The sequence below is a fragment of the Vibrio tubiashii ATCC 19109 genome (genome assembly GCF_000772105.1).
Lineage (GTDB): Bacteria > Pseudomonadota > Gammaproteobacteria > Enterobacterales > Vibrionaceae > Vibrio > Vibrio tubiashii.
In genome coordinates this window covers 272,486-297,162 of record NZ_CP009355.1, presented here as the reverse complement: position 1 = coordinate 297,162, position 24,677 = coordinate 272,486, and the positions used below count along the sequence as shown (strand labels likewise).

The 24,677-nt window shown below is 44.7% G+C and carries 23 protein-coding genes; 11 read left to right on the top strand and 12 right to left on the bottom strand.

All coding sequences use genetic code 11. The annotated features are described in order from the left end of the window. Position 1: 1 nt before the first annotated feature. The 9 genes from IX91_RS16505 (at position 2) to IX91_RS16465 (ending at position 7,411) form a co-directional block, all read left to right on the top strand. Positions 2 to 958, top strand: a complete 957-nt coding sequence (locus tag IX91_RS16505) for a sugar kinase (protein WP_004749105.1) — start codon at positions 2 to 4, stop codon at positions 956 to 958. 10 nt (positions 959 to 968) lie between these two features. Continuing rightward, positions 969 to 1,598 (top strand): bifunctional 4-hydroxy-2-oxoglutarate aldolase/2-dehydro-3-deoxy-phosphogluconate aldolase, encoded by a 630-nt coding sequence (locus IX91_RS16500; RefSeq protein ID WP_004743484.1) that lies wholly within the window; start codon positions 969 to 971, stop codon positions 1,596 to 1,598. A 132-nt stretch (positions 1,599 to 1,730) separates the two neighbouring features. Then, positions 1,731 to 2,252: a YgjV family protein gene (locus IX91_RS16495; RefSeq protein ID WP_004743485.1), complete on the top strand. Its 522-nt coding sequence runs from the start codon at positions 1,731 to 1,733 to the stop codon at positions 2,250 to 2,252. A gap of 197 nt (positions 2,253 to 2,449) precedes the next feature. Then, positions 2,450 to 4,483 (top strand): glycoside hydrolase family 3 protein, encoded by a 2,034-nt coding sequence (locus IX91_RS16490; protein WP_004743487.1) that lies wholly within the window; start codon positions 2,450 to 2,452, stop codon positions 4,481 to 4,483. A gap of 71 nt (positions 4,484 to 4,554) precedes the next feature. Next, on the top strand, positions 4,555 to 4,908 hold the full coding sequence (locus IX91_RS16485) for a hypothetical protein (protein ID WP_004743488.1): 354 nt from the start codon (positions 4,555 to 4,557) through the stop codon (positions 4,906 to 4,908). Between the two features lie 71 nt (positions 4,909 to 4,979). Further along, positions 4,980 to 5,405, top strand: a complete 426-nt coding sequence (locus tag IX91_RS16480) for a gamma-glutamylcyclotransferase family protein (protein ID WP_004743489.1) — start codon at positions 4,980 to 4,982, stop codon at positions 5,403 to 5,405. Positions 5,406 to 5,414: 9 nt separating this feature from the next. Then, entirely contained in the window at positions 5,415 to 5,927 is a 513-nt protein-coding gene (locus IX91_RS16475) for a DUF6653 family protein (RefSeq protein ID WP_004743490.1), read from the top strand. Between the two features lie 137 nt (positions 5,928 to 6,064). Continuing rightward, a complete protein-coding gene (locus tag IX91_RS16470; RefSeq protein WP_004743491.1) occupies positions 6,065 to 7,015 on the top strand; it encodes a universal stress protein in 951 nt (316 codons plus the stop codon). A gap of 99 nt (positions 7,016 to 7,114) precedes the next feature. Then, a complete protein-coding gene (locus IX91_RS16465; protein WP_004749104.1) occupies positions 7,115 to 7,411 on the top strand; it encodes a hypothetical protein in 297 nt (98 codons plus the stop codon). Positions 7,412 to 7,493: 82 nt separating this feature from the next. Here the strand turns inward: IX91_RS16465 and IX91_RS16460 are convergent, their stop codons facing one another. From IX91_RS16460 to IX91_RS16435, 6 genes are all read right to left on the bottom strand, one after another. After that, positions 7,494 to 8,687, bottom strand: a complete 1,194-nt coding sequence (locus tag IX91_RS16460) for a DUF3103 domain-containing protein (protein WP_004743977.1) — start codon at positions 8,685 to 8,687, stop codon at positions 7,494 to 7,496. Positions 8,688 to 8,940: 253 nt separating this feature from the next. Next, positions 8,941 to 11,358, bottom strand: coding sequence for a M9 family metallopeptidase (locus tag IX91_RS16455; protein ID WP_004749103.1), 2,418 nt, complete (start codon positions 11,356 to 11,358; stop codon positions 8,941 to 8,943). 155 nt (positions 11,359 to 11,513) lie between these two features. After that, positions 11,514 to 12,482, bottom strand: coding sequence for a hypothetical protein (locus IX91_RS16450; protein ID WP_004744654.1), 969 nt, complete (start codon positions 12,480 to 12,482; stop codon positions 11,514 to 11,516). Continuing rightward, complete coding sequence (locus IX91_RS16445) at positions 12,482 to 13,807, bottom strand: sphingomyelin phosphodiesterase (protein ID WP_004744653.1); 1,326 nt, start codon at positions 13,805 to 13,807, stop codon at positions 12,482 to 12,484. The genes IX91_RS16450 and IX91_RS16445 overlap by 1 nt, the downstream gene beginning before the upstream one ends. A gap of 249 nt (positions 13,808 to 14,056) precedes the next feature. Continuing rightward, positions 14,057 to 16,516 carry a collagenase gene (locus IX91_RS16440; protein WP_004744652.1) on the bottom strand — a complete coding sequence of 820 codons (2,460 nt, stop codon included), beginning with the start codon at positions 16,514 to 16,516 and terminating at the stop codon, positions 14,057 to 14,059. Between the two features lie 366 nt (positions 16,517 to 16,882). Then, the gene (locus IX91_RS16435; protein WP_004744651.1) at positions 16,883 to 17,122 is read right to left on the bottom strand and encodes a YdcH family protein; all 240 of its coding nucleotides are present in this window, start codon (positions 17,120 to 17,122) and stop codon (positions 16,883 to 16,885) included. A gap of 220 nt (positions 17,123 to 17,342) precedes the next feature. Here IX91_RS16435 and IX91_RS16430 point away from each other — a divergent pair, with 220 nt between their 5' ends. Then, positions 17,343 to 18,128 (top strand): SDR family NAD(P)-dependent oxidoreductase, encoded by a 786-nt coding sequence (locus tag IX91_RS16430; RefSeq protein ID WP_004744650.1) that lies wholly within the window; start codon positions 17,343 to 17,345, stop codon positions 18,126 to 18,128. Positions 18,129 to 18,204: 76 nt separating this feature from the next. On the opposite strand, the gene IX91_RS16425 is transcribed toward IX91_RS16430, so the two are convergent. The 6 genes from IX91_RS16425 to IX91_RS16400 form a co-directional block, all read right to left on the bottom strand. Beyond that, positions 18,205 to 19,203, bottom strand: coding sequence for a D-cysteine desulfhydrase family protein (locus IX91_RS16425; protein ID WP_004744649.1), 999 nt, complete (start codon positions 19,201 to 19,203; stop codon positions 18,205 to 18,207). A 58-nt stretch (positions 19,204 to 19,261) separates the two neighbouring features. Beyond that, on the bottom strand, positions 19,262 to 20,170 hold the full coding sequence (locus IX91_RS16420; RefSeq protein WP_004744648.1) for a DMT family transporter: 909 nt from the start codon (positions 20,168 to 20,170) through the stop codon (positions 19,262 to 19,264). 270 nt (positions 20,171 to 20,440) lie between these two features. Continuing rightward, positions 20,441 to 21,397 carry a LysR family transcriptional regulator gene (locus IX91_RS16415; protein ID WP_004744647.1) on the bottom strand — a complete coding sequence of 319 codons (957 nt, stop codon included), beginning with the start codon at positions 21,395 to 21,397 and terminating at the stop codon, positions 20,441 to 20,443. Positions 21,398 to 21,409: 12 nt separating this feature from the next. Beyond that, entirely contained in the window at positions 21,410 to 21,865 is a 456-nt protein-coding gene (locus IX91_RS16410) for a YaiI/YqxD family protein (RefSeq protein ID WP_004744646.1), read from the bottom strand. 66 nt (positions 21,866 to 21,931) lie between these two features. Then, positions 21,932 to 22,252, bottom strand: a complete 321-nt coding sequence (locus tag IX91_RS16405) for a heavy metal-binding domain-containing protein (protein ID WP_004744645.1) — start codon at positions 22,250 to 22,252, stop codon at positions 21,932 to 21,934. A 25-nt stretch (positions 22,253 to 22,277) separates the two neighbouring features. Beyond that, positions 22,278 to 22,898 (bottom strand): LysE family translocator, encoded by a 621-nt coding sequence (locus tag IX91_RS16400; protein ID WP_004749102.1) that lies wholly within the window; start codon positions 22,896 to 22,898, stop codon positions 22,278 to 22,280. A gap of 177 nt (positions 22,899 to 23,075) precedes the next feature. Between IX91_RS16400 and IX91_RS16395 the strand changes: the two genes are divergently transcribed. Next, positions 23,076 to 24,572 (top strand): phospholipase D family protein, encoded by a 1,497-nt coding sequence (locus IX91_RS16395; RefSeq protein WP_174329853.1) that lies wholly within the window; start codon positions 23,076 to 23,078, stop codon positions 24,570 to 24,572. Positions 24,573 to 24,677 lie beyond the last annotated feature (105 nt).

Here is a 24,677-nt window from a genome sequence, read left to right as displayed (position 1 = left end):
CATGAAACACATCGCCATTGTTGGTGAATGTATGATTGAGCTAAACGGGAAACCCTTTGGCTCAATGCACCAAACCTTTGGTGGGGATACTCTCAATGCTGCGGTCTATTTAGCGCGCGGATGTGAGGCGAATTCCAAGCCACAAGAGATTAAAACCTCTTATGTCACCGCATTGGGGCAAGATCCCATCAGCTTAGGTATGCTCAATCGTTGGAAACAAGAAGGCATCTCGACAGAACTTGTTCTACACGATGACAACCGCACGCCAGGGCTCTACCTAATCCAACTCGATGAGCAAGGAGAAAGGACGTTCCTTTACTGGCGAGATCAATCAGCAGCCCGTTATGTTCTCCAACATCCCGACTTCTCACTGGTTAAGCAGGCGTTAAGAGAAGTGGATACGCTGTTTTTGAGCGGAATTAGCTTAGCTATTCTACCTAAGCAAGACCGTATTTCGCTGCTCAACTTAATTGTGGAGCTTAAATCATCAGGTGTTGAGATCGCCTTTGATAGCAACTTTCGCCCTGCTCTTTGGCCACAAGATGACAATCAAACCGTCAAAGAGATCTACCAAGCGATGTACCAGCTCACCGATATCGCGTTGGTAACGTTTGACGATGAGCAGGCGCTATGGGGAGATGCTACTCCCGAGCAAACCCTTGCTCGCTTAGGATCTTTGGGCGTAGCAAAAACAGTAGTAAAAATGGGCGCCGATGGATGCTTGGTCCAAGATGAACATTTACAACAACATGCAGTTACAACTCAAGTCGTTGAGCAGGTTGTTGATACCACTTCAGCGGGAGACTCATTTAATGGTGGCTTCCTCTCTGCCTACCTTGCAGGAGCAGACTTAGTCACCGCATGCCAACGAGGAAACCAGTTGGCTGGCGTCGTAATTCAACATCGCGGTGCCATAATTTCAAAAGAATTTACACAACCGGCGCTTGGCGTCGTTTAAAGGAACACTCATGTCTAACATCAAACAACAGTTAAAAGCACTCAAAGTCATCCCAGTCATCGCTATCGACAACGCGCAAGACATTATCCCTCTGGGTAAGGTACTAGCAGAAAATGGTTTACCTGCCGCTGAAATCACCTTTCGATCAGACGCAGCGGTAGAGGCAATTCGCCTTCTTCGCCAACACCAACCAGACATGCTTATTGGAGCAGGAACCGTGCTTAACAAGGAACAAGCAATTGCGGCAAAAGAGGCTGGTGCAACTTTTATCGTCTCGCCGGGTTTTAACCCTAACACCGTGAGAGCATGCCAAGAGATCGGCATTGATATTGTTCCGGGCGTTAACAACCCAAGCACAGTAGAAGCAGCACTTGAAATGGGGCTGACTACACTTAAATTCTTCCCGGCTGAAGCGTCTGGCGGCATAAACATGGTCAAGTCTCTGCTGGCTCCTTACACCGATGTTGAACTTATGCCAACTGGTGGTATCAACCCAGCAAACGTAAAAGACTATCTCGCTATTCCAAGAGTCGTAGCATGTGGCGGAACATGGATGGTAGATAAAAAGCTGATTGAGTCAGGGAACTGGGAAGAGCTTGCACGTTTAACCCGTGAGGCGGTCGCACTGGTCAATGAATAACGCGCTATTAATTTAACCACCACACACTCAGCCCTCCCTTAAAGGGAGGGCTGAGTGCATTGGTAGCCAACACTTAATAGCCCCCAACCACCTTATAACCCTCAAATTCACCACATAGTTCAGGACAAGACAATGGAAAACTGGCTCGCACAAAGTGTCGGCGGCTTCGCCTTTATTATTGGTGTTATGGCATTTTGGCAAAAAGACGATATTCGTTTCCGCTATCAGATGATGACTTTCTGCTTGATTATGGGGGTGCATTTCATATTGATGGGCGCTACCGTCGCTGCGATTGGTGTCATCATCAATGCTGTGCGTAGTTTTGCATCGATCAAAACTCAATCGCGCAAAGTCATGTGGTTTTTCATTGGATTAATGTGGCTAATGACGTTACCTAATATCACTCACCTGTTTGAGTTGATGACAGTGGTTGGTTCGTCAGTGGCAACGTGGGCGCTATTTAGCAAACAAGGGATTGCATTGCGCTGTCTTATTTTGTTCAACTCACTGTGCTGGGTTGTCCATAACATCTGGCTAGGCTCGATTGGTGGCTCTTTGATTGAAGCCACATTTATCGTGACCAACCTCATCACCATAGTTCGACTTTATCGCTCATCTCCCTCCAATAAATGCCCTAGCACAGAGACCATTTAGAGGTTGTTTAGCTCGCAGCAAATTGAAAAGGCGATTTTTTGGTCAAACAGTTTTTATTGCATCGTTGAGTAGTATCACGAAATAAAATTAAATGGTGATCCAAATCTTAAAGATTTCTTACATTTGGTTAACCAATATAATTAAGTCACTAAAATTGGTCTAGAACATAACAACTATACCAACAATAGGACTGCGACATGAAACACCTTTCTAAACTTACCCCTATCGCTGTGGCGCTTGTTCTTTCCGGATGTTACGGCTACGAACAACCTGAAGTATTCTCCCGCGTACATGATCTACTCAATGTCGATGGATACCAGTTTCGCGATTCCAATGGCAATGGCTCACTCGAGCCCTTTGAAGACTGGCGACTAACACCCAATGAGCGCGCACAAGATTTGGTCGGACGTATGACCCTCGACGAAAAAGCAGGCATGATGCTGATCGATACACTGAACTCCGATCAAGGTGGGCTTGTTTCCAGCAAAGGCCAAGATATGATTGGCAACGCTCAGATGACTCGCTTTATCTTCCGCAATAACGTAATGCAACAACCTGATAATAATCCAGATTGTGCCAATGGACGCTCCGGCTGCCAAATCACGCCTAAAGAGGCGGCTGTATTCATGAATAGCGTTCAAGAGCTTCGTGAACAAACACGCATGGGTATACCTGCTTTGTTTAAGTCTAATGCTCGCAATCATATTGATCCCTCAGCCAGAGCCGGGATCAATGTATCCTCCGGCGCATTCTCTGCGTGGCCAAAAGAAGCAGGCTTAGCCGCAACACGCGATTTAGAACTAATCGAAGAGTTTGCAGGCATCATGAATGAAGAGTGGTCATCTATTGGCTTGCGCAGTATGTATGGTTATATGATGGATCTCGCTACCGAGCCTCGCTGGTATCGCGTACATGAAACCTTTACTGAAGATGCGCACCTTGCCGCAGATATCATGCGTTCGCTAATCAATGGACTGCAGGGTGGTGGAGAAATTGACCGCGATAGTATTGCCCTAACCATCAAGCACTTCCCTGGTGGCGGCCCGCAAGAAAATGGCGCTGATCCTCATTACGACTTCGGTAAAAATCAGGTCTATCCAAAGAACAACTTTGATTATCACCTTATTCCATTTAAGGCAGCAATTGATGCAGGCGCATCATCCATCATGCCTTACTATGGCATCCCCGTGGATCAAAAATGGATGCCAAACGATGTAGGCATGTCTTTCTCGAAAGGGATCGTTACTGATCTACTACGTGGAGAACTTGGCTACACAGGGAATGTCAACTCAGACACTGGGATTATCGGTAGTCGCGCGTGGGGAGCAGAAGATAAAACCATCGACGAACAAGTCGCAATGGCAGTCGATGCTGGTGTCGATGTTCTATCTGGTTTCAATGACAAAAACGTTATTGTTAACTTAGTTGAAAAAGGACTGATTAGTGAATCAAGGGTAGATCTTTCAGTCGCTCGTTTAGCAAAAGAACAATTTCAACTAGGGCTGTTTGAAAACAGCTATGTCAACGAAAACAAAGCTGAGAAAGTCTTAGGTGATAAGAAGCATCAGCAACGTGCTGATTATGCTCAGAAGAAATCCGTAGTACTACTGCAGAACACTAACCACGCTTTACCTTTAAATGCACCGACTCCGAACAAAGCCGTTTCTCTATATGCCATGGGGATGGATGGAGAGATAGTTAGCGACAGCAAGTATGGCTTTAACGTGACCTCTGGAGACTATCAAGAGGGTGAGGTTCGTCCGGAAGTACCTACAAACACCGACTACGCGGTTATTCGAATTCGTGTATCAAATCAAGGCGCAAATCCTGAGTTGTTCTTTGGTGGCGCAAACCCTGATGAGCTTGATCTATTAGCCTTTAGCCAAATGGCAACAGCAGCATCTTGGAAGGTTGAACCAAGCCTAGAAGATATTCAAGCGGTCATGAATGAGGTCGGCGCTGAAAACACCATCCTTTCTATCAACTTCCGCCAGCCATTTGTGTTAGATGACACCAGCAAACTCAAATCTGCTGGCGCAATTGTGGCAACCTTTGGCGTATCCGATAGCAACTTAATGGAAGTCTTATCGGGTAACTTTGCTCCGCAAGGTAAATTGCCCTTCGCACTCGCCAACAGCGCACAAGCCATTGTGGATCAAGATTCTGATTACCCTGGGTATGACCAAGCCGACACCTTGTACGCCTTTGGTCACGGCTTAACTTACGACTGATATCGTTAAAACGACAATTCAAGGCAGCCTTCATGCGCTGCCTTTGTTGGATCTGAAAAGGGATTTACACCATGGAACATATTCTACAGCTAACTTGGGTTGATCGAGCCATCATGCATAAAGTCTGGATTGAACCATATTATGATGGATGCCGTCTTTGCCTAAAAGTCGTCAAAGATGTTGAACCAGAAATGCTCTCGCTGATCATTCCAAACGTGGATATCAAAACTGTCCGTCAAGCTTGGCAAGGAGCCGCCACCAACATCACCCCCGCATACGATGATGGCGTCCTGTTCACGCAGACCCGCTCCTTACTGAACTTACCGCATGGTTGCGTGCTCTGGGCTGTCACCCATATAAAAATGCAAAATGGGCTAAAGATGTCCGCAGACAAGCTCTGTTTTGTCCCTAAATTCGCGGGTTAGAAATTGCACCTATACCCCATTAGTGGCATATTGGCACGAATGATATTTGCCATCAAACTAGGGAGAGTTAAGTGCACAAGGTATTTGTTTTTGGGACGCTAAAGGAAGGCTTTCCTAATTTTAAAACTAATAAAGGGACTCGCTATGGCAATACATTCCAAACCAAACAGCGATTCCCTCTTTACCTGATTGGTGAACGCCACTCCCCTTGGCTAGTGTTACAACACGGGCAAGGTCATCCGGTCAAGGGGCAAATTTTTAGCGTTACTGACCAAGCTTTGTCGGCAATGGACAAGCTTGAACGTATTGATGCGAAGGACGGTTATAGGAGAGTTTCACTTGAAGTTGAGTGTGTAGAGACAGGTGAGGCTCTCACTGTTTATGCTTATGGTAAACCGCCAGAAATGCTAGTAGACGCCGATATTCGTGCTCAGTTAACTGACGAATATTGTTTATCGCACGCGAAGCTTTATCGTAGCCGATATGCCTCTTCCTAAAGGTTTGAAATGGACATTTTGAAATTTGCAGAAAAAGCCATGTCTATGGACGACGACGCATGGGCTAAACACTCTAGCCCTTGGAGTGTCTATTCTCGCTTTTCAATTTTACCGCTGCTTACTTCTGCCCTAGCGTCAAGGGAGTGGTTAGGCGGGTATGCTTTGATTCCAACACTATTGGTATTGGCTTGGGTATGGCTCAATCCACGTATTTTCCCGGCTCCAAATTCAACCAATAATTGGGCCTCAATGGGAACATTTGGCGAACGCATTTACCTTAATCGAAACAAAGAAGACCTTATTCCCAAGCATCACCTTATTATGTGCAAAATTTTGATGCTGCTACAGCTTCTCGGCTTACCCGTTTGGCTCTATGGCGTCTATTCGCTCCAAATCGAATCAATGTTGTTTGGCACGCTTTGGCTTATGGCAACCAAAGCGTGGTTTGTTGATCGTATGGTTTGGATCTATCGAGATGTTAGGGATCTAAACCCAATTTACCAGTCTTGGTTTAAAGACTAACCCGTCAGTTATTTAGGAAAAATTGAATGAAGTGCTCATTACAAAAAATAGATAAGAGCAAAATGATAATTTAGGACACATTACCTATAGTTAGAAGTGTAGCTTGATCCATTCCACATTATGTTGGAGGAAGGTATATGACATTTACTCAACTATTGGTCCCTATTGCTCCTGGACAAGAGATTGATGATTCCCACCATCAAGCTTTCCAATTTGCTAATAATTGTTCAGCAAATGTCACCTTGCTGCTTGTTATAAAGGAATTGGCGGAGTTCAAAGAGATTTTTCACCTTTCTGGATCATCGCTCAACGTACTTGACCAAGCGACCCATCACTTTAAAGACCATTTGGCTCAACAAGCGCGAACCCTATCAGAACAATATGCCAATATACGTTTTACGACTAAGGTTCGTGTTGGTACACCATTTATTGAGATCATTCAGGAAGCTGACGAGTCGAACTCGTCAATGATCATCATTAATTCCTATCGAGAATCGAAACAAGATGCGTGCGAAAGAGGCAGCAACACTCTCAATCTAATGCGTAAATCGGAAGTGCCGATCTGGTCTTTAAGCCGAGCTCCAAGAGCAACTCGCAACGTTGTTGCCGCTGTCGATCTAACCAATAACGAATATCAAGATTTCAATGCACAGCTCTTGGCAATGGCAGTAGATTTCTGCACCCAAATTGGCGCTTCTCTCACCCTTTGTCACGTTTGGAAATTTGAATCCGAAGGGTTTCTAAAAGATTGGAGTGGTTATAGTGACATTGAAATCGCACTGCTAGCCCAAGAAATGCGCAAAGAAAGACAATCTCGTTTGAGTAAACTCTTAGAAGGACAAAAAGAGTGCTCAGTAGATATAACAACTAAAATACTCGAAGGTGAAACTCGAGAAGTTTTCCCTCAGTATGTCGCTGATGAAGACATAGATCTTGTAATCTTAGGCTCCATGTCGCGGACAGGCATAGCAGGTTTTGTGCTCGGAAACACAGCTGAAGCAATGGTTAGCCAACTCGATTGTTCAGTTGTAACGCTCAAACCAGATACGTTTGCGTCGCCCGTTCTAAAACATCATAACGAAAAATGAGTACTAAGACTTGAGCTACACTAAGACAATAATAACAATTCCATCAACAATGTCGTAGGCAAATACCAATAACTAGTCAGAGCATTGGGGAAAGAACTTATGGACTCGTTCGCCATTGAGTTTGCCTTTGAAGTTTTCATTTCAGCGTGTTGTGTTTATGTCGCTGCACAAATTGCACTCGAGAAAGTGCATTTCGCTTCTCTCACAGCAATCGTTGTTGTTGTGTCTCTTTTTTCCTTGATTCCTTCACTAGGGTGGGTGATTAGCTTAGTCATTTTTGTCACCCTTCTTTACTACGTGACCGAAACACCTCTTGAAGGGTGTATATGGATCGCATTCATCTCCAAATTAATCAGTTTCGTTTCCATTGAAGTGATGCGGTACTTATTCATCTAAACTTTCTTGCGTCGATAATCTTGAACCACGAAAAATGGGACTAATTTCTAGTCCCATTATTTTAGATCTTGTTTCGTTATCTTTACTCAGTTGGATTAATCGTCACTGGCTTGAAGGTCGCCGTAGCATTACCACCAGCACCAGGGCGATCGACATATGGCGTGTTTTGCATCAAGGTGTAATAAACATCGACATAATCGTCATCATTGGTCAGCAATCCATCAGGAATCACGTCAATAATTTTTCCGGTGATCTGAGCGATAATGGCATAGCCTTGCACTTCCGGATCTGGAATCATTTTTAAGATCTCTTCAGCGGCTTTCACTAGAAGCTTGGCAAGCTCCTTGTAGTCAGTGCCGTCGTCCTGCTCCATCAGAACCATATCAACGGCTCCCCAGCGGTAACGAGGCCAGATTATGATTGTTTGCCCTGGGTAGTAGTCTTGGCCGTCGTAATCGAGGTAAGGCATTTCAACTAAATCTATCTGAGGCGCGTCTCTGCTTGGATCAACACCAGTGATGATAGCGTAGATCTCTGCCTTGCCAGAAATCCAAGGTTCTTGGTCATCATTGAGGCGAATTTTGGTAAGCTGAGTCGTACTCAGAGGTTGCACATCTGCTGCCATAGCAGAGCGTTTAAACCGCTGAACTTTTTGCTTAGCAACGGGTTCATCGGTTGTTAGCTTGGTTGGTTGGCCTAAGCGCTGCATCTCTGCCTGCATCGCTTGTAGACCCGCTCTTAGCTCCTCGGCGCCATTACTATCAACAACCAGAACAGGTACGTCTGGCATTTCATATACGTCTAACTGATGCAGCTGACCGTATATGTCGTAGGCCTCTATGTACTGCCAGTTGGAGTCATCGCCAGCAGGTTCGAATGCGAAAAGTGGGCTTTCCCCCTGCTTCCACTGTTCTACCATCGAAGCATCAGCAATGCGTAGCTCGATTAAAGAGTCCGTAAAATCTTCGACTCCTTTGATCGTCCGGTAGTCTTGGTCTGCTTGTTGTAACTGACGACTAAAGGCCGAGTACGGTTGGGCCGACTGAATCTGACTGACGGATGCCGACAAATTCTTCTCGGTGATTTGCGCTTTCAGGTTAGCTTCTAGCGATTGGTACCTTTCACTGAACTGAAATGCGAGTTCTTGTTTCTGTTTGGAGATTTCTTCTGCTTTCGACACCGGAGTCATGTCTTGTGCAATAAGAGGTTTTGCGTTGGATTGGAATCCAACCACTGCCGTTGCAAGCATTAAGCTGATAGAAATATTCGGTCTCATAAATGATCCTCATTGTAATAATTATCAGTAGTAGAGTAATTAATCTACTACTACAACCTATCAGCTTGGTGGATAAGAGGAAGCAAAATGATTAGATTTTGGCCGATTTTTCTGCTCAAGATCACTCTATCACATAAAATATCAATATTTAATTTTGTCTAATTTAGCAACAGCGAATTTAACCTCCACCTATTGACATATTTGTAATATCATTAACTAAAAGAGCGCCATTGGCGCTCTTTTATGTTTAGTTTTAGTAACTTGCAAATAGCTCTATTTCACTGCCTAAGTGAGAAGACTTGAGAGTGAAGTGGACATAGCCCGTTTTTTCGACATTGAACTCAAGATACTGGTGTTTGCCCTGTGAAACCGTGGAAAAGTCATACTGATTTTCAGATGCCCAGGCCTCTAGACCAACGTACATATCGACTTCTCCTTGCGCTTGCTGTTTAGGTGTCAACCAAACACGGACAGTACCCGGCTGTTCAACGTACAATCCGATATAACGACGCTCATTCACAGTAAGTGATTTAGCACTGTTATTTTCAATCAATAGTGGCGATAGGTCATCTTTCGGTTTATGAGTTTGATTTTGCTGTTTAGCAAACGTAACAACTTCGACATTTTGAAATGCCTCGCGCGCTGCCAAGCTAAAATAGTAACGCCCAGGGGCAACCAAACCGTTCGATTGTGCAAGGAACTGAATCGTTTCTTCACTTCCACGCTGGAACTCTGAAACCTGGTAGTCATAATAGTGAGCGACTTTCTCGTAACTAGCGTAAAGATCAGCGTCTCCGTCGCCTGTTATCGAAATACTGAACTCCGAAATACCGTTAGGAACATCAACATAAAACAGCTGCTCCTGATAATCATCAGCCTTAAAACTCATTGTTTGATTTAAGCCGATACTCAATAGCTCTTGTGGTTGAGGTTCATCAATGGTGCCCGATTCACCATTGCCGCCCCCCTCTTCTGTATCCGGCTGTTTTGACACAACTTTCAGCCAAGTAGCAAACTCGGCATTCAAGTTAGCACCAAGCTGATCTACTTCGCGAGACCATGTCACATAATCGCCCGAACGAGCAAACTGAAGCAGACGGTCAACTTCGCTTGGATGTTGCTCGAACAGGAAACGAACCGCTAAGTAGCCCCATCGGTAAACTCGATTAAGGTCATGCTCATATGTTGTTGTTAGTATTTCTGCCAATGAATAGTTTTCATCACCAATAAGATCCACCGCAGCCTGATAGCCTTTTTTGTAATGCATGTACTCAGCAAAACCTTCGAGCCACCAAACAATGTTTCCTTCACTTAGTGTCTTACCAAAGCCACCATACAAGTTGAATCGACCATCAAGATAGTGAACGTATTCATGTTCTAAATTGAGGATTGAGAGTTCATCTGACGAATATCGATACGCGAGGAATCGCGCCACGTTGTTCTCATCCGAAGGGTCTCCTTCCAAATACTGACCACCGTTATCAGTACTATTACCAAACAGAAAGTTCGAATATGTGGTGTACGAATTATTGTCTTGCCAAACTACAACCTCTACCTTGTTGTTATGGTCGTTTTTGACTGGAATCTGACCAGTATTGGCAACTAGATGGAAATCAGCCTCAGTCGAACCCAGTATCTCGCATGCCTGCTGTGACTGCTGCTGAGTAAGGTTCTGAGAGCGAATCACTGCCGGACCATTACACTCATAGCGATTCACTAACAAGCGTCGCTCTAGTTGTCGCTTTTTACCCTCAATATTGAGCTGTTCTGCCTTTTCGGGCGCATAGAACTTCAGCATTTCAGCGGATGCCAGCCAAAGTTTTTCACCTTGGGTTCCGATTTTATGCTGAGCCATAATGCTTTCTAAGAAAGGCATAACTTGCTGGTTAAGCGATTCGTTTCTGCCCGCTAGAAGACGCCCTGTTTCACGCACTGCGTTGTAAATAAGAAACTCAGAGTCCGTCCCTAGAGTCCACAAGTTGCTATCGACAAATTGTTTTAATCTTTGCAAGTACTGAGGATGTTGTACCAACTCCTCATAGAAAGCATCGCGAACAATGTGACCGTTCATTGCACGAAAGAGGTTGTTTAAGCCATCAACGTACTGAAGATTGTTGCTGTTTTCACGATCAAACGACTCTAGTAAAGTCAGCATAGACTCCATCGTTACATGAAGCTGTTTAACACTATCAACCAACAAGGTCATGGACGACATTGCCCTAACTTGCTCGCGTCCTTGGTCTGTTGCATGTTGAGAGCGAATAAAGCGATCTGAGATTTTTGCAATCGAGCGACTCAAATCATCTGAAAAGTAGCCGTACTGCTCCTGTGTCGCATAACGAGCAAAATACGCCGCTTTGATGAATTCGCTTAGATTAGCAATTCGAACTGCCTGCGTGTCTTCCCCTTTGTACTGGTTCACTTCAGCACTTAACGCGCGTGCTACTTGGTTTAGTGATGCTTCACTATAAAGTGAAACAGCCGCTTCAGCTGGCGCATTGAACCAAGATTGATAGCAAGATGATTGAGCAGATGCGATACTCTCTACCCATAAATGACTTTGAGATAATTCGTTATATTCGCATTGTGTAGACGCTTGAGCGTAGCTTCCCAAGCTCGCTACTAGACATGCTCCCGCTAATTTTCCGAGAGCCCATTGACGTTGTTTCATTTGCAACACCCTGTTTTTATTGATAAATGGCAGGCGCGTTATAACAACAATCAATATATTAACTAAAAACATATCAGAAGCCTTTTAGACTCCCATTCAAAAATTTCGCTCTCTGTTCAAATAGCAATCGTTTTCATTAAACACTTATTTAACAATTACTTAGAATTAAAAAAGTCGACACGGAACTGGCTAATCTGCTCATTGTAATAGGCTATCCAATCAGAATCAGTCATCGCGCCGTAAGTGGAAGTTCGCTGTTGACTCAGTGAGGACTTCAATGCTGAAAGCTGGCTTTGATAGTCTTGTACTTCTTGCTGCTGATCCTTTACTTGCTGTTGCCGAGTGCTGATTTCATTGATTTGTTCACTGCTTAGGTAAGTCGCAGCTAGTTGATTGACGACCGCATCTCTTTGCTGCTGGCTGTAACTAGCCGGAATGAGAGAAACCGCCGTTTCAAAAGTGGCAACATCACCGTCCAATCCCACCGAAGCCGAATTCTGTTGCCAACGCTGCGTAAGGGATTGGAACTGAGCGAGGTAATCATCTGGCGAGATATCAGCGAGTGCTTGGGAGTCGAGAGCAAAATCATAGGCTGCAAATTGATCTGCTAATATTGTTCCTGCTTGCTGACCCCAAATCACTTGCGCTTGACGTTTAAACTCAGCAATTTTGTCTGCTAACGTTGCTAGTTGGTTTAACTCTAGAGTCCCTAAACTGTCATGCCATTGCTGCTTCAATTGAGGATAATTTGCCAGCAAGAAGTAACCTGAGTCAGTCATTAAAGATTTCAGCGAGACCAGTTGCATTTCACAGTTGTTCAATTCTAGGCAATGTTGCCAGAATGCTTCGAGCTCCTGACTTAGCGCTGTCCCTTCCAAACCTGATAAGCGCGCTACCCATTCATTTGCATTCGGCTGATTAGGTTGAGCAGATCGCGCCTGAGTTTGAGCCTTGTCTTCTTGAGCCAGATTATCAATAGGAGGAGGTGTTCTCGCCGTCTCAACCGCGGACTCTACAAGGTTAACGTTATGATTCATTGCTGAAGAGGACGGATCCTCGATGACGAACCAACCAATAATGCTCGCCGAAGCGACGAGCATAACCAATGCCAACAAACGCTGCATTATTTCACTACCGCAGTCACTGGGAAGTGATCCGACAGATTATAGTGTTTCCATAATCGTTCGTCGGTTGAGCGAGGGACATCCACACGGTTGTCGTTATAGGACTTCACCTGATACTCATTGCTGACCATCACGTAGTCTAGATATTCGACGTTTTCTCCCCCAGACATGGCTTCACCAGCAAAGTCGTTGATTCGAGGATCAAACGTCGACGCCGTATAGCCCGAGTAGGTTGGCTCGATAGCGCTTAAGTTGGCAATCATCTGTTGGTAATCACCCGGGAACTTCAGCTTGTTGACGTTGAAGTCACCGCTGTACACCACAGTGTCTGTTTTGGGAATGTTGAGTGACGTCGCTAACTGGCGAATCTGTTTGAACTGACGCTGACGGTAATCCCTCGCCGTATCGGTATCAAACGACGCAGTATGAGTGGCGAATACGTGGTAAGCCTTTCCACCTTTGATCACCTCAGCATAGTTGACACCTTTATCCGCAAAGCAATCAGTACCCGTACAATCTGGGAAAACATATTGCGCCTGATTCACAATAGGATAGCGGCTCACGATCATCACGCCACCATCGTAGATGTTGATCCCTTCCTTATCGAGCATCTTGGTTTGATAAGGGTATTCTTTCGCCAGTTCACGCAGAAAAGCATCACGTCCACTTGCAAATACTTCTTGCAGTGCCAACACGTCATAACCCTTCACATATTCAGGGATCAGATCATAACGATCACCAATATGAGAAGCGATAACAGGAAGTGCCCAAATATTGTAGGTCATCATTTTGAGGGTGTTCTCATCGTTCTCTACTTGCTCTTCGACCTTTTGTGGCGTAATGGTGTAGTAAAGGTCATCATAACGAGCTGTTTTAGCCGATTTAAAAGCAAGCTCAGCACTGCGCTCCCCAAATGATTGGCTGTTGTAACGGTGAACATTTCGATCATCTTTCAAACTTAACGAAACATCTGACGCAGATACACCATACTCAATGGAAGAGTTGTACCAATGCCCTTTCATCACCTGATTTAACGTTACACTTTCACCCACCGGGTTTGAAACAACGGTACTAAAACGGTAGGTTTTACCGGATTTAACCCCTTCCCAACGATTGAAGCTCATCACCTGTTTGGTTTCCCAAGGTCCGAGGGTTTCAACATGCTGCTTCCACTCTTCACCATGTTTGAGAATGTCTGTGCCGTCATGGCTGACTTGAATAGTCAGCGCTTGGCTAGAGTTGTTGGTGAGATACACATCTGTGTCAGCAAAAGCTGAGCTTGCCATCAGAGCGACTAAGGCGATGGAACACTGCTTAAAATTCATTACGTTATCCTTGTTGTGTTTTGGAGGCTTGAATCTAGAGCATATGCTTTACATAAATGTTATGAATGTATGACATGGTTATTTCGCAGTAATCGCGATACAAATTCGTGAATCAGACATTGTTTACGTGCAACAAGAAGCAAAGCTATAAGTAAAAATCTGGCAAAAGATCAAACTTTCATAAACTGTGGTTCATAACTTCAACTGAAAAAGCTCAGCGATTGCTGAGCTTTTTCTTTGGTTAGCTGATTACGGGCGACAGCTTGCGGTATCGAAATCAACGACTATTGCTGCATTTTCAAAATTGCCGGAAACTTTCAGATATCCCCAGTAATTAGCTTGCCCAGCGATAGTAATACACTCACTGTTGCCTTCATTGTCTGACCATCCGTGAAGGTTTGATCCTGCTTCATTCGGCCATCCAAAATTGCTGTATTCCAGTTTAAGATCACCTGTCCCATTGGCAGAAGTTATTGCCATCGACTGATGCTCATTGACCCCTTCGATACTAAGCCAGATGGCTGACTGGCTCGCAAGACATGCAGGCTCCCCTGCCACCAATCGTCCGCCTGAGATTTTGCTTTGTACTGCACAATCAGTAGGTAGTGAAGAATCACCTCCTTGCGGTGAAATAACAATCGAAGCGGTCGTCGTGCCGGTATTTCCATCGTTATCCGTAACAGTTAAGCGAACCGTGTAGTTACCCTCGCTGTTGAACTGGTGCGACGGATTGGCCTCGGAACTTGTCGAGCTATCACCGAAGTCCCAGAGGTATTTTGTGATTTGCCCGTCTTTGTCTGAACTACCTGCACTGCTGAATGAAATGGATTCACCGACTTTACCCTCATTGCTTACATTGATTACCGCGGTCGGTGACTCTGTACCGCCACTGACCAGTTGTTGTTGCCACTGTTCGAACTCAGACTGATACTGAACTGCCCATTGATTGATGATGACTTTATACTGGGACCAGTTTCCGCTTCGTGTTTCAACTAACATGCGATTGACGTCATCCATGTGGCGTTCAAACATGAATCTCACGGCTAAATAACCCCAACGATAGATGCGATCGACATCGAAGCCATCGTAAGTGGTTTCGAATATTTCGCTTAATGTGTAAGTAGAGCCATCTTTAATTGTTTCTATCGCTTTAGGATTGTTGTCTTCATTTGCGACATACTCAGCGACCCCTTCACTCCACCACACAACTTTTTCAGTTGGATGACTAAAGTCACCATACATGTCGAATCGCCCATCTAAGTAGTGGACATATTCATGTTCAAGGTTCCAAACGAAATGATCTGGGTTAGCGTAAGACGCTTCATAAGCAATGAAGTTAGGAATATTGCCCGGCTTAGAAGGGTCACCTTCTAGATACATGCCACCATTGTTAGTGCTGATATCAAAAATAGGGCCTGCGTATTTGCCGTAATCGTCACTGCTATCGAAGATATTTACCTGCAGCTGAGTATTGTGATCATCTGCGACAGGCTGATTGCCAGTTTCCAGTCGGGTATGGAAGTAACCTTCCTCAAAACCCATTTTTTCACACGCAGCCTGATGCTGAGTTTGGGTCATATTCTGAGACAGAATACGAATAGTTGGGCTACACGTGTAGCTTTGTGCCAACACAAGGGATTTCAGTTGTTGTTCAAAATTACAGATCCCAAATTGAGAACAATCGGAATGATAGGAGGCAGTATCAGCAGTCGCGAGCCAAACCGTATCACCATAGCCATACATCTCGTATTGGCTGAACACCTCGGTGACCTTAGCTTTTACTTTCGCTTCAATCGCAGTGCCACTGTACTTTAGTAATCTGGCCATTTCACGACCCGCGTTAGCGGTCATAAACTCATCCGCTCGCGTAATAGAATCTCGATTGAGTGCCACCTTAGCGAGTGCGTCGACCAAAGCGGTCTGCGAACCTATCGACTGAACGTATTGGTCATTCCATTGCCCCCCGAACAGCACGGTGAAAACGCCATTGACGGCATCACGCATATACCAATGCTGAGCGTAATCGGAGTTCCAGCGATTTAGCCACTGCGTAATAACATCAAGGTAGGCATGCTCAAGACTTGCACTATCCATTGTGATGATCACTTCACGCAACACTTTACCGTGAGCATCGCTGCTTTCATAAAAGTTAGCGTTCGCGACAAAAGCATCGACCGCTTCTTTTACCGCAGGTGTCACCCAAGATAAAAAGCTCACGTTGTTGTTATAGAATTCAGCGTAATAGCCTGCGCGCAGGAAGAGGAACAACGCCTCTAACTCATCACTTCCACCACCCTGATATGCTTTTGCAATATTCACCGTGTGCTTGGCGACATTGAACATGTTGCTAGACTCAAAGGCTGTTTCTTGAACGCGGCTTTCTGCTGAGAAAAGTTTGTTCACGCAACTCGCTCCCTGCGTCGTAATCGCGGAGATAAGCGCTGTACTATTTGAAGTGGCAAATGTCTCTACATCACAGGTTACTGCTGCTTCATCTGCAGCAGCAGAAAACATCTTAAAAGTTGGTTCTGGTTTTTGAGTGAGTGTTTTCTTTGGTGCGTTGTCTGGTTGATGATCTTCGACACCATGATGTTCATGGTCATGCAGAACACTTCGGTCTACATATTGCGGCACTGGCTCGCTCGCCGCGTACACGTTCAAAGAAAATAAAGCACCTGCCACTGCTATTGTTAGTTTTTTAAGTTCCATCTTAGCTCTTCTACCTATGTATATTTTATACAAACGGCATTGCCGTCACCGGATCTCACTTACTGCGAAATCACTGAATAATCTAGACGGGAAAATCTTAACTATGAAACAAATTACTCATATTCAATTTTTGAGTCTCATTTTATAAGACGCACAGAATCACTATTTAAGCTTGGATACTTATTCATTCATTAATTTAGTAGCAGTGACTTTCTAAGCTTTAAAAGTGGTAGAAGCTACGTGTGTAAGAAAAGCATAATGCTGCCTAAAATCAGGGATAAGGCTGAGATTTAACCTAATGAATATCAATAAAAAAGCGCCAGAAAGGCGCTCGTATAAAATTGAGATTTTTTGCTAAGTGTTGGACTAAAAGGATTTAGCCCAACTATGGAGAGCATCTTTCATCTCGGCTCGGTCATGTTTCATTTGATGCATTTCTCCGTCACTAATTGGAGAATCTCGCAACTCAAGGGTTCGAATCTCTTTATCTAATGAGTTGTAGTTTCTCATCATCTGCGCAAAGTCCTCATTGGTTTCGACAAGCGCAAGAATCGCATCTTTATATTCAGGAAATTCTTTTAGTAGAGAATGATCTTCACCGAGCATATGTACTCCTCCATGGTAGAAATTAACTGTTCAATTTTTAACCATAGCAACGAATACTGACGTGAAATGTGCGCTCTCGCACTTACTGGCAATAAACTTCCCGTTCAAGTGTACTTTGATTATGGAAGCTTTAACCCATAATCTTCGGAAGAATCGATTAATGTAGTCTTGAGTCATTTGTCCCATAATGGCTACATCGACATCAGACAGGTTCAGTAAAATGCAAAAGGTTATTCTCGTAACAGGCGCAACAGATGGCATCGGTTTTGAAACTGCAAAAATGCTCACTAGCCAAGGGCATCACGTTCTTATTCATGGCCGTAATCCAAGCAAGCTGCAACATGTAGAAGAAACACTAAGTCAACTTGGCAACGTCTCTAGTTATGTGGCGGACCTGTCTGACTTAAGTGACGTAGACAAGCTCTCCCAGCAACTTGTTAGCGACTTTGAAACCATCGATGTCGTGATTAACAATGCGGGCGTATTTTCTACCCAACAACCACGTACCGACAAGGGTTTAGACATCCGCTTTATGGTCAATACTCTAGCGCCTTATAAACTCACTAAAGCGCTTTTGCCTTTGCTACCAAGTGATGGTCGAGTAGTAAACTTATCTTCAGCCGCTCAAGGAAGTGTCAGCATTGAGGCTCTTATTGGCAATAAAGCGCTTGCTGATGGTGACGCCTACGCACAGAGTAAGCTCGCGCTCACTATGTGGTCTCGTCACTTAGGTTTAGCTCATAAAGATACTGGCCCTGTAATTGTTTCCGTCAACCCAAAATCATTACTCGGAAGCAAGATGGTAAAAGACGCGTTTGGCATTGCTGGTGGTGACCTCAGCTTAGGTGCCGATATACTCGTAAGAGCGAGCCTTTCAGCCGAGTTTGCCAATGCGCATGGACTCTATTTCGATAACGACCTCGAACGTTTCTCTGAGCCGCATGTCGATGCGCTTGATGATTTGAAAGTTCAACAAGTCGTGGAGGCAATTGAACGCTTGGCTTGATCGAGAGTGCTCACTAAAAACAAAAATCGGTGTTTGGCTTAATCAAACACCGATTGTTTTCTGTTTAAGCGAGTGCTTAATAAGCAAATGTCTCGCGGTAAGCAAATAAACCTTGGCTGCCCCCGGTATGTAAGAACAAAACATTACTGCCCGCCTTGATCTCTCCCTTAGCACAAAGATCCATAAGACCGGCCATTGCTTTCCCAGTATAAACAGGATCAATGAGCAGCCCCTCAAGTCGAGCGCAGCGCTCAACCGCTGTCACCATCGCTTTGGTAGGAATGCCATAGCCGTCGCCAAAATAACTGCCATCGGCAAACACTTTTCCGTTCACTTGATTAGGGTCTAAATCTAAGCTTGTTAGCGTTTGGCGTAGAAGCTGCATCACCAAGTCCTGCTGCTCCTCAGTAGAACGGCTAACCGTTACTCCAAGTACCGGAATATCAACATCGGCAGCAATCAACCCTGCCAATAAACCCGCTTGTGTGCCAGCACTCCCCGTAGCCAAAACGATTTGGTCGATTTTTACTTCTTGTTCAGCAATCTGCTGTACCAACTCGTTGGCACATCGAACATAACCATAGCTGCCAATGACGTTAGAGCCACCCATTGGAATCAAGTAAGGTTTACGCCCGCTATCGGTAAGCTCACTCATTAATTGAGCCACAAAGTCATCGCATTGTTGACCTTGAGGCACGGAGTGAATTTCAGCACCCAGTAGGTGATCTAGCAACATGTTGCCGTTATTGTAGTAGTCAGTCTTTGGTGTACCCGCGACATCCTCCAACACTAACTCACAATCCAAACCAAACTTAGCAGCCGCTGCCGCAGTTTGTCTGGCGTGATTCGATTGGAAACCACCGACGGTTACTAAAGTATCCGCCCCTTGTGCTAGCGCATCGGCAATAAGGTACTCAAGTTTACGGGCCTTGTTTCCACCACCAGCCAATCCGGTGCAATCATCACGTTTGATATACAAATTGCACCCCAATTCTGCGGAAAGCCTTGGGGCGAACTCCAAAGGTGTCACACCGTTTAGAATTTGACTGCGCTTGATATCTTCAAATTTGATCATCCGTTTACTGTCTCCATCTTAAAAGTTGGCGCTTTGATCTATTCCGACCCAAAACAAACTAAGCGTTTGTCGCTTCTTGGCCGCGCTTGAAAAACTTCTTAGGAACTTTAGTCAACAAGATACCAAAAAGGAGAGGTAACATCAGAACAACTGACTGATCTGAGATCATTTCATCGTTTACATAAGAAGAAATAAACAATGCGACAATCGGGAAGATCAAAAAGCAGATTGAAGCATGAAATGGGGACGACACCTGCCCCAGTTTAAAGTAAGCCACGATACCGCCAACACTGGCAATCAAGCCAAGGTAGATAACCGCCCAGATCGAGTCCCATGTGAACGCGTCAATCTCTACGTTTTCACCGACAGCCGAAACAGCAAATAGAAATAGAGAAGCAATAGAACAAGGTATCGCGTTATAGGTCAGAACCTGAACATCACGACACTGCTTTTGAGCAAAAACATACATAAACGCATGGATCGCAACAGCCATACCCAGCGATAAGGTGCCAATAAGGTAATCTTCACCTCCAAGCTCCATTTCATTAGATAGGATGATGCATAGGCTGATCACCGCTAACACTAAACCGAACATTTGGTGCTTTTCCAAACGTAGACCTAAAAATAGCGAAGAGGTTAACATCACCGCAATCGGCATATTGGCAAAGATAATCGAAGCAAGACCCGACGAAATGTACTGCTCGCCGTAAATCATCAGGGTGAACGGGATTGCAAAATACATAATCGACACAATCAGCATCCAACGACGCTTACCCTTAGGAAAAAGCAGCGGTTGGTTAAATGCTTTGGTTAAGACAATAAGCAGTGGAACTGCGAGCAAAAAGCGTAGAGCAGTGGCAAACATGGGTGGAATGGAATGCAGCGCGACTTCCATCGCAAACCAAGTTGTCCCCCAAATTAAACAAACCGATAGGAACAGAAAAAAGGTAAATGACTTTGAATTCATGGTGATAACTCATCAACTACGCAAATGAAAACTGTGCGTTGAAGCACGAAAAATTTGGCATGTAGTCTAATGAATCACTAAGAGAAAATGTTTTCCTTTTACATCAAACCTTACCCATTAAAGGTGAAATATTTCTAATATAGCAAGATATCTTAGAAAATTTTTATCTCTGATAAATAATGCTAACGATAACCTTAGTTAAAATAAGGTTACCAGTAGAATTAATGCATTTACGGTCGCTATACGAGATAGTACTTCAAGAGTGAGTCACTATGATTTAGCAGGATAGTAATGTTCAAAGTTGGGAATATGCCGCTCCCAAATAGGTGGAGTCCCAATATACTGTTGAACAGCCGTAATAAACTCTCTTACCAGTGCCGTCTGCTTACGGTGAGGGTATAAAGCGTAAAGAGCCAGTCCTTTGTTACACAAGGTATAGTCGGTAAGAAGCGGCTTCAGCCCAAGCTCATCAATAGAGCAGTTTAGATTGGAAGAAGAAAGCGTCACATAACCAAGCCCATCTTGAACCGAAGCAATCAAGGTCGGGACATCATTGACTTTGAGCTTGCCTCTCATCTTGTAGTTAACGATATTACTGGAGTTGGGTTGCTCGCTAAGCCTCATCGTATCGACAGTCAAAGAGCGGTTGCTGTACACCACAGAAGGAAGCTTTACTAGCTCTTCAGGGGTTAACGGCTCTCCATACTTTTCGATAAAACTGTGTGAAGCAAGGATCACCGCCCTAATATCGGCAATCTTTTTCGCAATCAAGCTCGAATCATCTAAGCGCCCTAAACGAAACGCCACGTCAAAGTGGTCAGAAATTATATCCGAACGTTTATCATCCAATAGCAGTTCAATCTCAACATCTGGATACGCCTGCATAAACTGACTGATCACAGGGCGAAGGTAGTTTTGACCCACATGGTACGGGGCAGTCACTCTAATTCGCCCTTTAGGCTGAGCATGATAAGAGTCAGCAATTGATTGAACGTGCGTCAAAGTACCCACAAGGTTATGAGCTTGTTCGAGAATCTCTTCTCCTGCTGGCGTTAGTGAAAATGAGCGCGTCGAACGGTTAAGAAGCTGAACGCCTAAATCAGACTCTAGTTTTTTTATCTGCTTTGAGAGAGAAGAGTTGTCCATATCATGCAGAGCGGCTGCCTTGGTAAATGAGCCTTGCTGGACGACATCGATAAACAGAGAGAGTTGATTCACTAACGCCATATTACAACCTTACTATTGAGCTCGCTGCCATTGCACCAACCACTTATCAAGATGGTTCGCAAACTGCTGGCGATCAGCCTGACTTAATGGCGCAGGCCCTCCTGTTTGGATACCGCTGCTACGCATGGTCTCCATAAAATCACGAATATTCAAACGTGATTTGATGTTCTCTTTGGTAAACAACTCACCGCGCGAACTCAGTGCATGGCCGCCTTTGGTGATGATTTCGTCCGCAAGCGGAATATCACTGGTGATCACTAAGTCACCCGTTTGGCAGCGTTTAACTATCTCGTTATCAGCCACATCAAATCCGGCTTGAACTTGCAGCATGGTTACCTTTGGAGAGGCTGGAGTGCGAATAAACTGGTTAGCTACCAAAGTAACTTCAACCCCAGTACGCTCAGAAGCGCGAAACAAGATGTCTCGTACAACGACAGGACAAGCGTCCGCATCTACCCAAATTTTCATTCTTCATTATTCCTAAAAACGGTCTATTGACGCTATTAGACCGTAATTACTAGGGACTTAATAGCGTTATTTAAACTTAACCGCCGTTCCGCTAACACTCACCATCATCATGCTACCGCCGCTACCTATCACTTCGTAGTCGATATCAATACCGACAATACCATCTGCACCCAACTCACGAGCTCTGGACTCCATCTCTTGGAAGGCGATTTCACGCGCGCGTCCCATCTCTCGCTCATAGGCACCTGAACGACCGCCAACCACATCGCGAATTGCGCCAAACATGTCTTTGAAGATATTGGCTCCTAATATTGCCTCGCCAACAACAACACCCAAATAGTCTTGGACCGGACGACCTTCAACAACTGAAGTAGTAGTTTTAATCATAGAGTTCTCCTTATATTTATCATAACTAACTCATAAACAGCCAAACACCGACACCCATCATAAGCGTGCCAGCAATACGATTCAGCAACCGAACGTTTTGCGATTGCCCAAGTAGACGTTTCAGCCCTTTCCCGCCCGTTGCGTACAAAGTCATACAGATAAACTCGAATACCAAGATTATCGAGACCAATACAATCAACTGAGGGGCTAAGTCAGCACTCTGGTCGATAAACGGAGGAAGCAAAGAGATCATAAACGCCCAGCCTTTAGGGTTAGCGATCGCAGTGACAAAGCCTTGCACCACCAAATCCCAATCACTTGAAGGTTGCGGAGCTTGTTCATCTAGGTTAATAGCAAGCTTACCTTTTGAGCGCCACATCTGAATGCCTAGATAAAACAGGTAACTGCCCCCAATGAGCTTCAGTGCTACAAATAACCACGGATAATTGAGCATCACAGCAGCAATACCGAGGACAGCAGCGACAGCCACTAGACCGACACCAACTAACTCCCCTGCCATCATCCACAGCGCTCGGCGATAGCCAATACTCATGCCTAAGGTCAGCGCTAACGTCATGCACATCCCCGGCGTAATTGAGACAAAGAAAAAAGTCGGAATAAACATTCCCAGCAAAGCGGTATTCATAGTTGAGATTTTTATCGTTATTTGTTGTGTTATGCGTCTAACATAAAGCAATGAACTCTTAAAACCAATACACGTAATTGGTTGGATTAGTGGTGACAACGCTAAATGATATTATAATCAGTCTATTAACTGTTTCTCACTTATAAGGGGCTAGGCTTGTTCACTCTCATTTGGCGCATGCTTACACTATTGTGTTTCACTTGGTTGGTTGGCTGTGCGTCGGTGGATCCAAGCACGCTGCCTGAAAAAGCCACCTCCACTCATTTGGGTTATCAACAGAGTAGCCCACTCGCCAAATACTTTGAGTTTGATAAGCACCCCGATCCTTCCCTGACTGGATTTTTGCCCTTAGATCAAGGAGAAGACGCTCTTCTAGCCCGCCTAGCCTTGATTGAATCGGCACAAAGCTCGCTTGATTTACAGTACTACATCTATCGTAATGACGAGACAAGCCAACTGCTGACTTGGCGACTCTACGAGGCAGCGGAGCGTGGGGTTAGGGTTCGCTTGCTCCTCGATGATATGCAGGATAGAGGTGATGATAAACTGGCTGCACTCAATGCCCACCCAAACATAGAGATTCGCCTGTTTAACCCTCACCACTATCGAAGTGCCCGAATAATAGCGATGGCAAGTGACTTCCAAAGACTAAATCGGCGCATGCACAATAAGTCTTTCACCGCTGACAGCGTTGCTTCTATCGTAGGTGGACGCAACATAGGCAATGAGTACTTTTCATTTGAGTCTAATGTCGAGTTTGGTGACTTTGATGTGCTTTTATATGGTAAAGCCGTTGAACAAACCGCCGAGCAGTTTGACCTCTATTGGAACAGCCTTTACGCCATTCCAATGGAGTGGATCGTTGAAAATGCACAACGCCCAAATGAGAGCGCTATTGAACAAGAAGTCGCGGAAAGAAAGCTCGGCGAAAAGTTCTCAGAAGGACAATACGACTTTACTGAATTAGACCTCTACGAGCAGCTCGTCGCAGGTGATTTAGATATGTATTGGGGAGAAGGTGTTGTTTGGTATGACTTACCTGACAAAGTCGCCACACAGCAGAGCCAACTGGTTGATAATTTAAGTGAACTGCTAGCAGATATTGATTCCTCAATTATACTGATTTCTCCTTATTTCGTTCCTACCGAATCTGGAACAACCGCTTTGGTAGAAGCGGCTCAACGAGGAATAGACGTTACCGTTGTGACTAACAGTCTCGCCTCAAACGATGTGTTTGCCGTTCATGGCTGGTATGCAAAATACCGTGAAGCGCTCGTCAAAGGTGGGGTAGAACTATGGGAAACCAAAGCCAATGCAGATCTAGCAAGTAAATGGAGTGTAACAGGCAGCAGTCGTTCAAGTTTGCACGCCAAAATGATATTCATCGATGGCAGCACTCTATTTGTCGGCTCTATGAACTGGGATCCTCGCTCTGCATACCTCAACACAGAAATGGCAGTGGTCATAGAACAAAAGCGCTTTGTAGAAGAATCTCTCGAAGAGCTGCCAAAAAGCTTAGAGAAAAATGCCTATCAAATAGTCATTCAAGACGGTGACGTTGCGTGGAAAGACCTCTCTTCTGGGGAACTGTTAACCTCTGAACCAGACGCCAGTATTTGGCGAAAAATGGGCGCTTGGGTTTCAGGGTTGCTGCCAATTGAAGAACAACTCTAGCCCTATGATTTCATGTTAAAAACTGCATAAGCCTCGACTATATATGCAGTTTTTAACACCTCATACCAGTATATGCATTTAGATTCTCAAGTAATGAGAAACCTA

What these genes read in the sequence shown, in the direction of transcription:
- IX91_RS16495 (WP_004743485.1), top strand. Translation starts at nt 1,731, where the DNA reads ATGGAAAACTGGCTCGCACAAAGTGTCGGCGGCTTCGCCTTTATTATT.
- IX91_RS16445 (WP_004744653.1), bottom strand. Translation starts at nt 13,807, where the DNA reads ATGAATTTTAAGCAGTGTTCCATCGCCTTAGTCGCTCTGATGGCAAGC.
- IX91_RS16400 (WP_004749102.1), bottom strand. Translation starts at nt 22,898, where the DNA reads ATGAATACCGCTTTGCTGGGAATGTTTATTCCGACTTTTTTCTTTGTC.
- IX91_RS16455 (WP_004749103.1), bottom strand. Translation starts at nt 11,358, where the DNA reads ATGAAACAACGTCAATGGGCTCTCGGAAAATTAGCGGGAGCATGTCTA.
- IX91_RS16415 (WP_004744647.1), bottom strand. Translation starts at nt 21,397, where the DNA reads ATGGCGTTAGTGAATCAACTCTCTCTGTTTATCGATGTCGTCCAGCAA.
- IX91_RS16465 (WP_004749104.1), top strand. Translation starts at nt 7,115, where the DNA reads ATGGACTCGTTCGCCATTGAGTTTGCCTTTGAAGTTTTCATTTCAGCG.
- IX91_RS16500 (WP_004743484.1), top strand. Translation starts at nt 969, where the DNA reads ATGTCTAACATCAAACAACAGTTAAAAGCACTCAAAGTCATCCCAGTC.
- IX91_RS16460 (WP_004743977.1), bottom strand. Translation starts at nt 8,687, where the DNA reads ATGAGACCGAATATTTCTATCAGCTTAATGCTTGCAACGGCAGTGGTT.
- IX91_RS16470 (WP_004743491.1), top strand. Translation starts at nt 6,065, where the DNA reads ATGACATTTACTCAACTATTGGTCCCTATTGCTCCTGGACAAGAGATT.
- IX91_RS16450 (WP_004744654.1), bottom strand. Translation starts at nt 12,482, where the DNA reads ATGCAGCGTTTGTTGGCATTGGTTATGCTCGTCGCTTCGGCGAGCATT.
- IX91_RS16395 (WP_174329853.1), top strand. Translation starts at nt 23,076, where the DNA reads ATGCTTACACTATTGTGTTTCACTTGGTTGGTTGGCTGTGCGTCGGTG.
- IX91_RS16420 (WP_004744648.1), bottom strand. Translation starts at nt 20,170, where the DNA reads ATGAATTCAAAGTCATTTACCTTTTTTCTGTTCCTATCGGTTTGTTTA.
- IX91_RS16505 (WP_004749105.1), top strand. Translation starts at nt 2, where the DNA reads ATGAAACACATCGCCATTGTTGGTGAATGTATGATTGAGCTAAACGGG.
- IX91_RS16440 (WP_004744652.1), bottom strand. Translation starts at nt 16,516, where the DNA reads ATGGAACTTAAAAAACTAACAATAGCAGTGGCAGGTGCTTTATTTTCT.
- IX91_RS16485 (WP_004743488.1), top strand. Translation starts at nt 4,555, where the DNA reads ATGGAACATATTCTACAGCTAACTTGGGTTGATCGAGCCATCATGCAT.
- IX91_RS16435 (WP_004744651.1), bottom strand. Translation starts at nt 17,122, where the DNA reads ATGCTCGGTGAAGATCATTCTCTACTAAAAGAATTTCCTGAATATAAA.
- IX91_RS16425 (WP_004744649.1), bottom strand. Translation starts at nt 19,203, where the DNA reads ATGATCAAATTTGAAGATATCAAGCGCAGTCAAATTCTAAACGGTGTG.
- IX91_RS16410 (WP_004744646.1), bottom strand. Translation starts at nt 21,865, where the DNA reads ATGAAAATTTGGGTAGATGCGGACGCTTGTCCTGTCGTTGTACGAGAC.
- IX91_RS16405 (WP_004744645.1), bottom strand. Translation starts at nt 22,252, where the DNA reads ATGATTAAAACTACTACTTCAGTTGTTGAAGGTCGTCCGGTCCAAGAC.
- IX91_RS16475 (WP_004743490.1), top strand. Translation starts at nt 5,415, where the DNA reads ATGGACATTTTGAAATTTGCAGAAAAAGCCATGTCTATGGACGACGAC.
- IX91_RS16490 (WP_004743487.1), top strand. Translation starts at nt 2,450, where the DNA reads ATGAAACACCTTTCTAAACTTACCCCTATCGCTGTGGCGCTTGTTCTT.
- IX91_RS16430 (WP_004744650.1), top strand. Translation starts at nt 17,343, where the DNA reads ATGCAAAAGGTTATTCTCGTAACAGGCGCAACAGATGGCATCGGTTTT.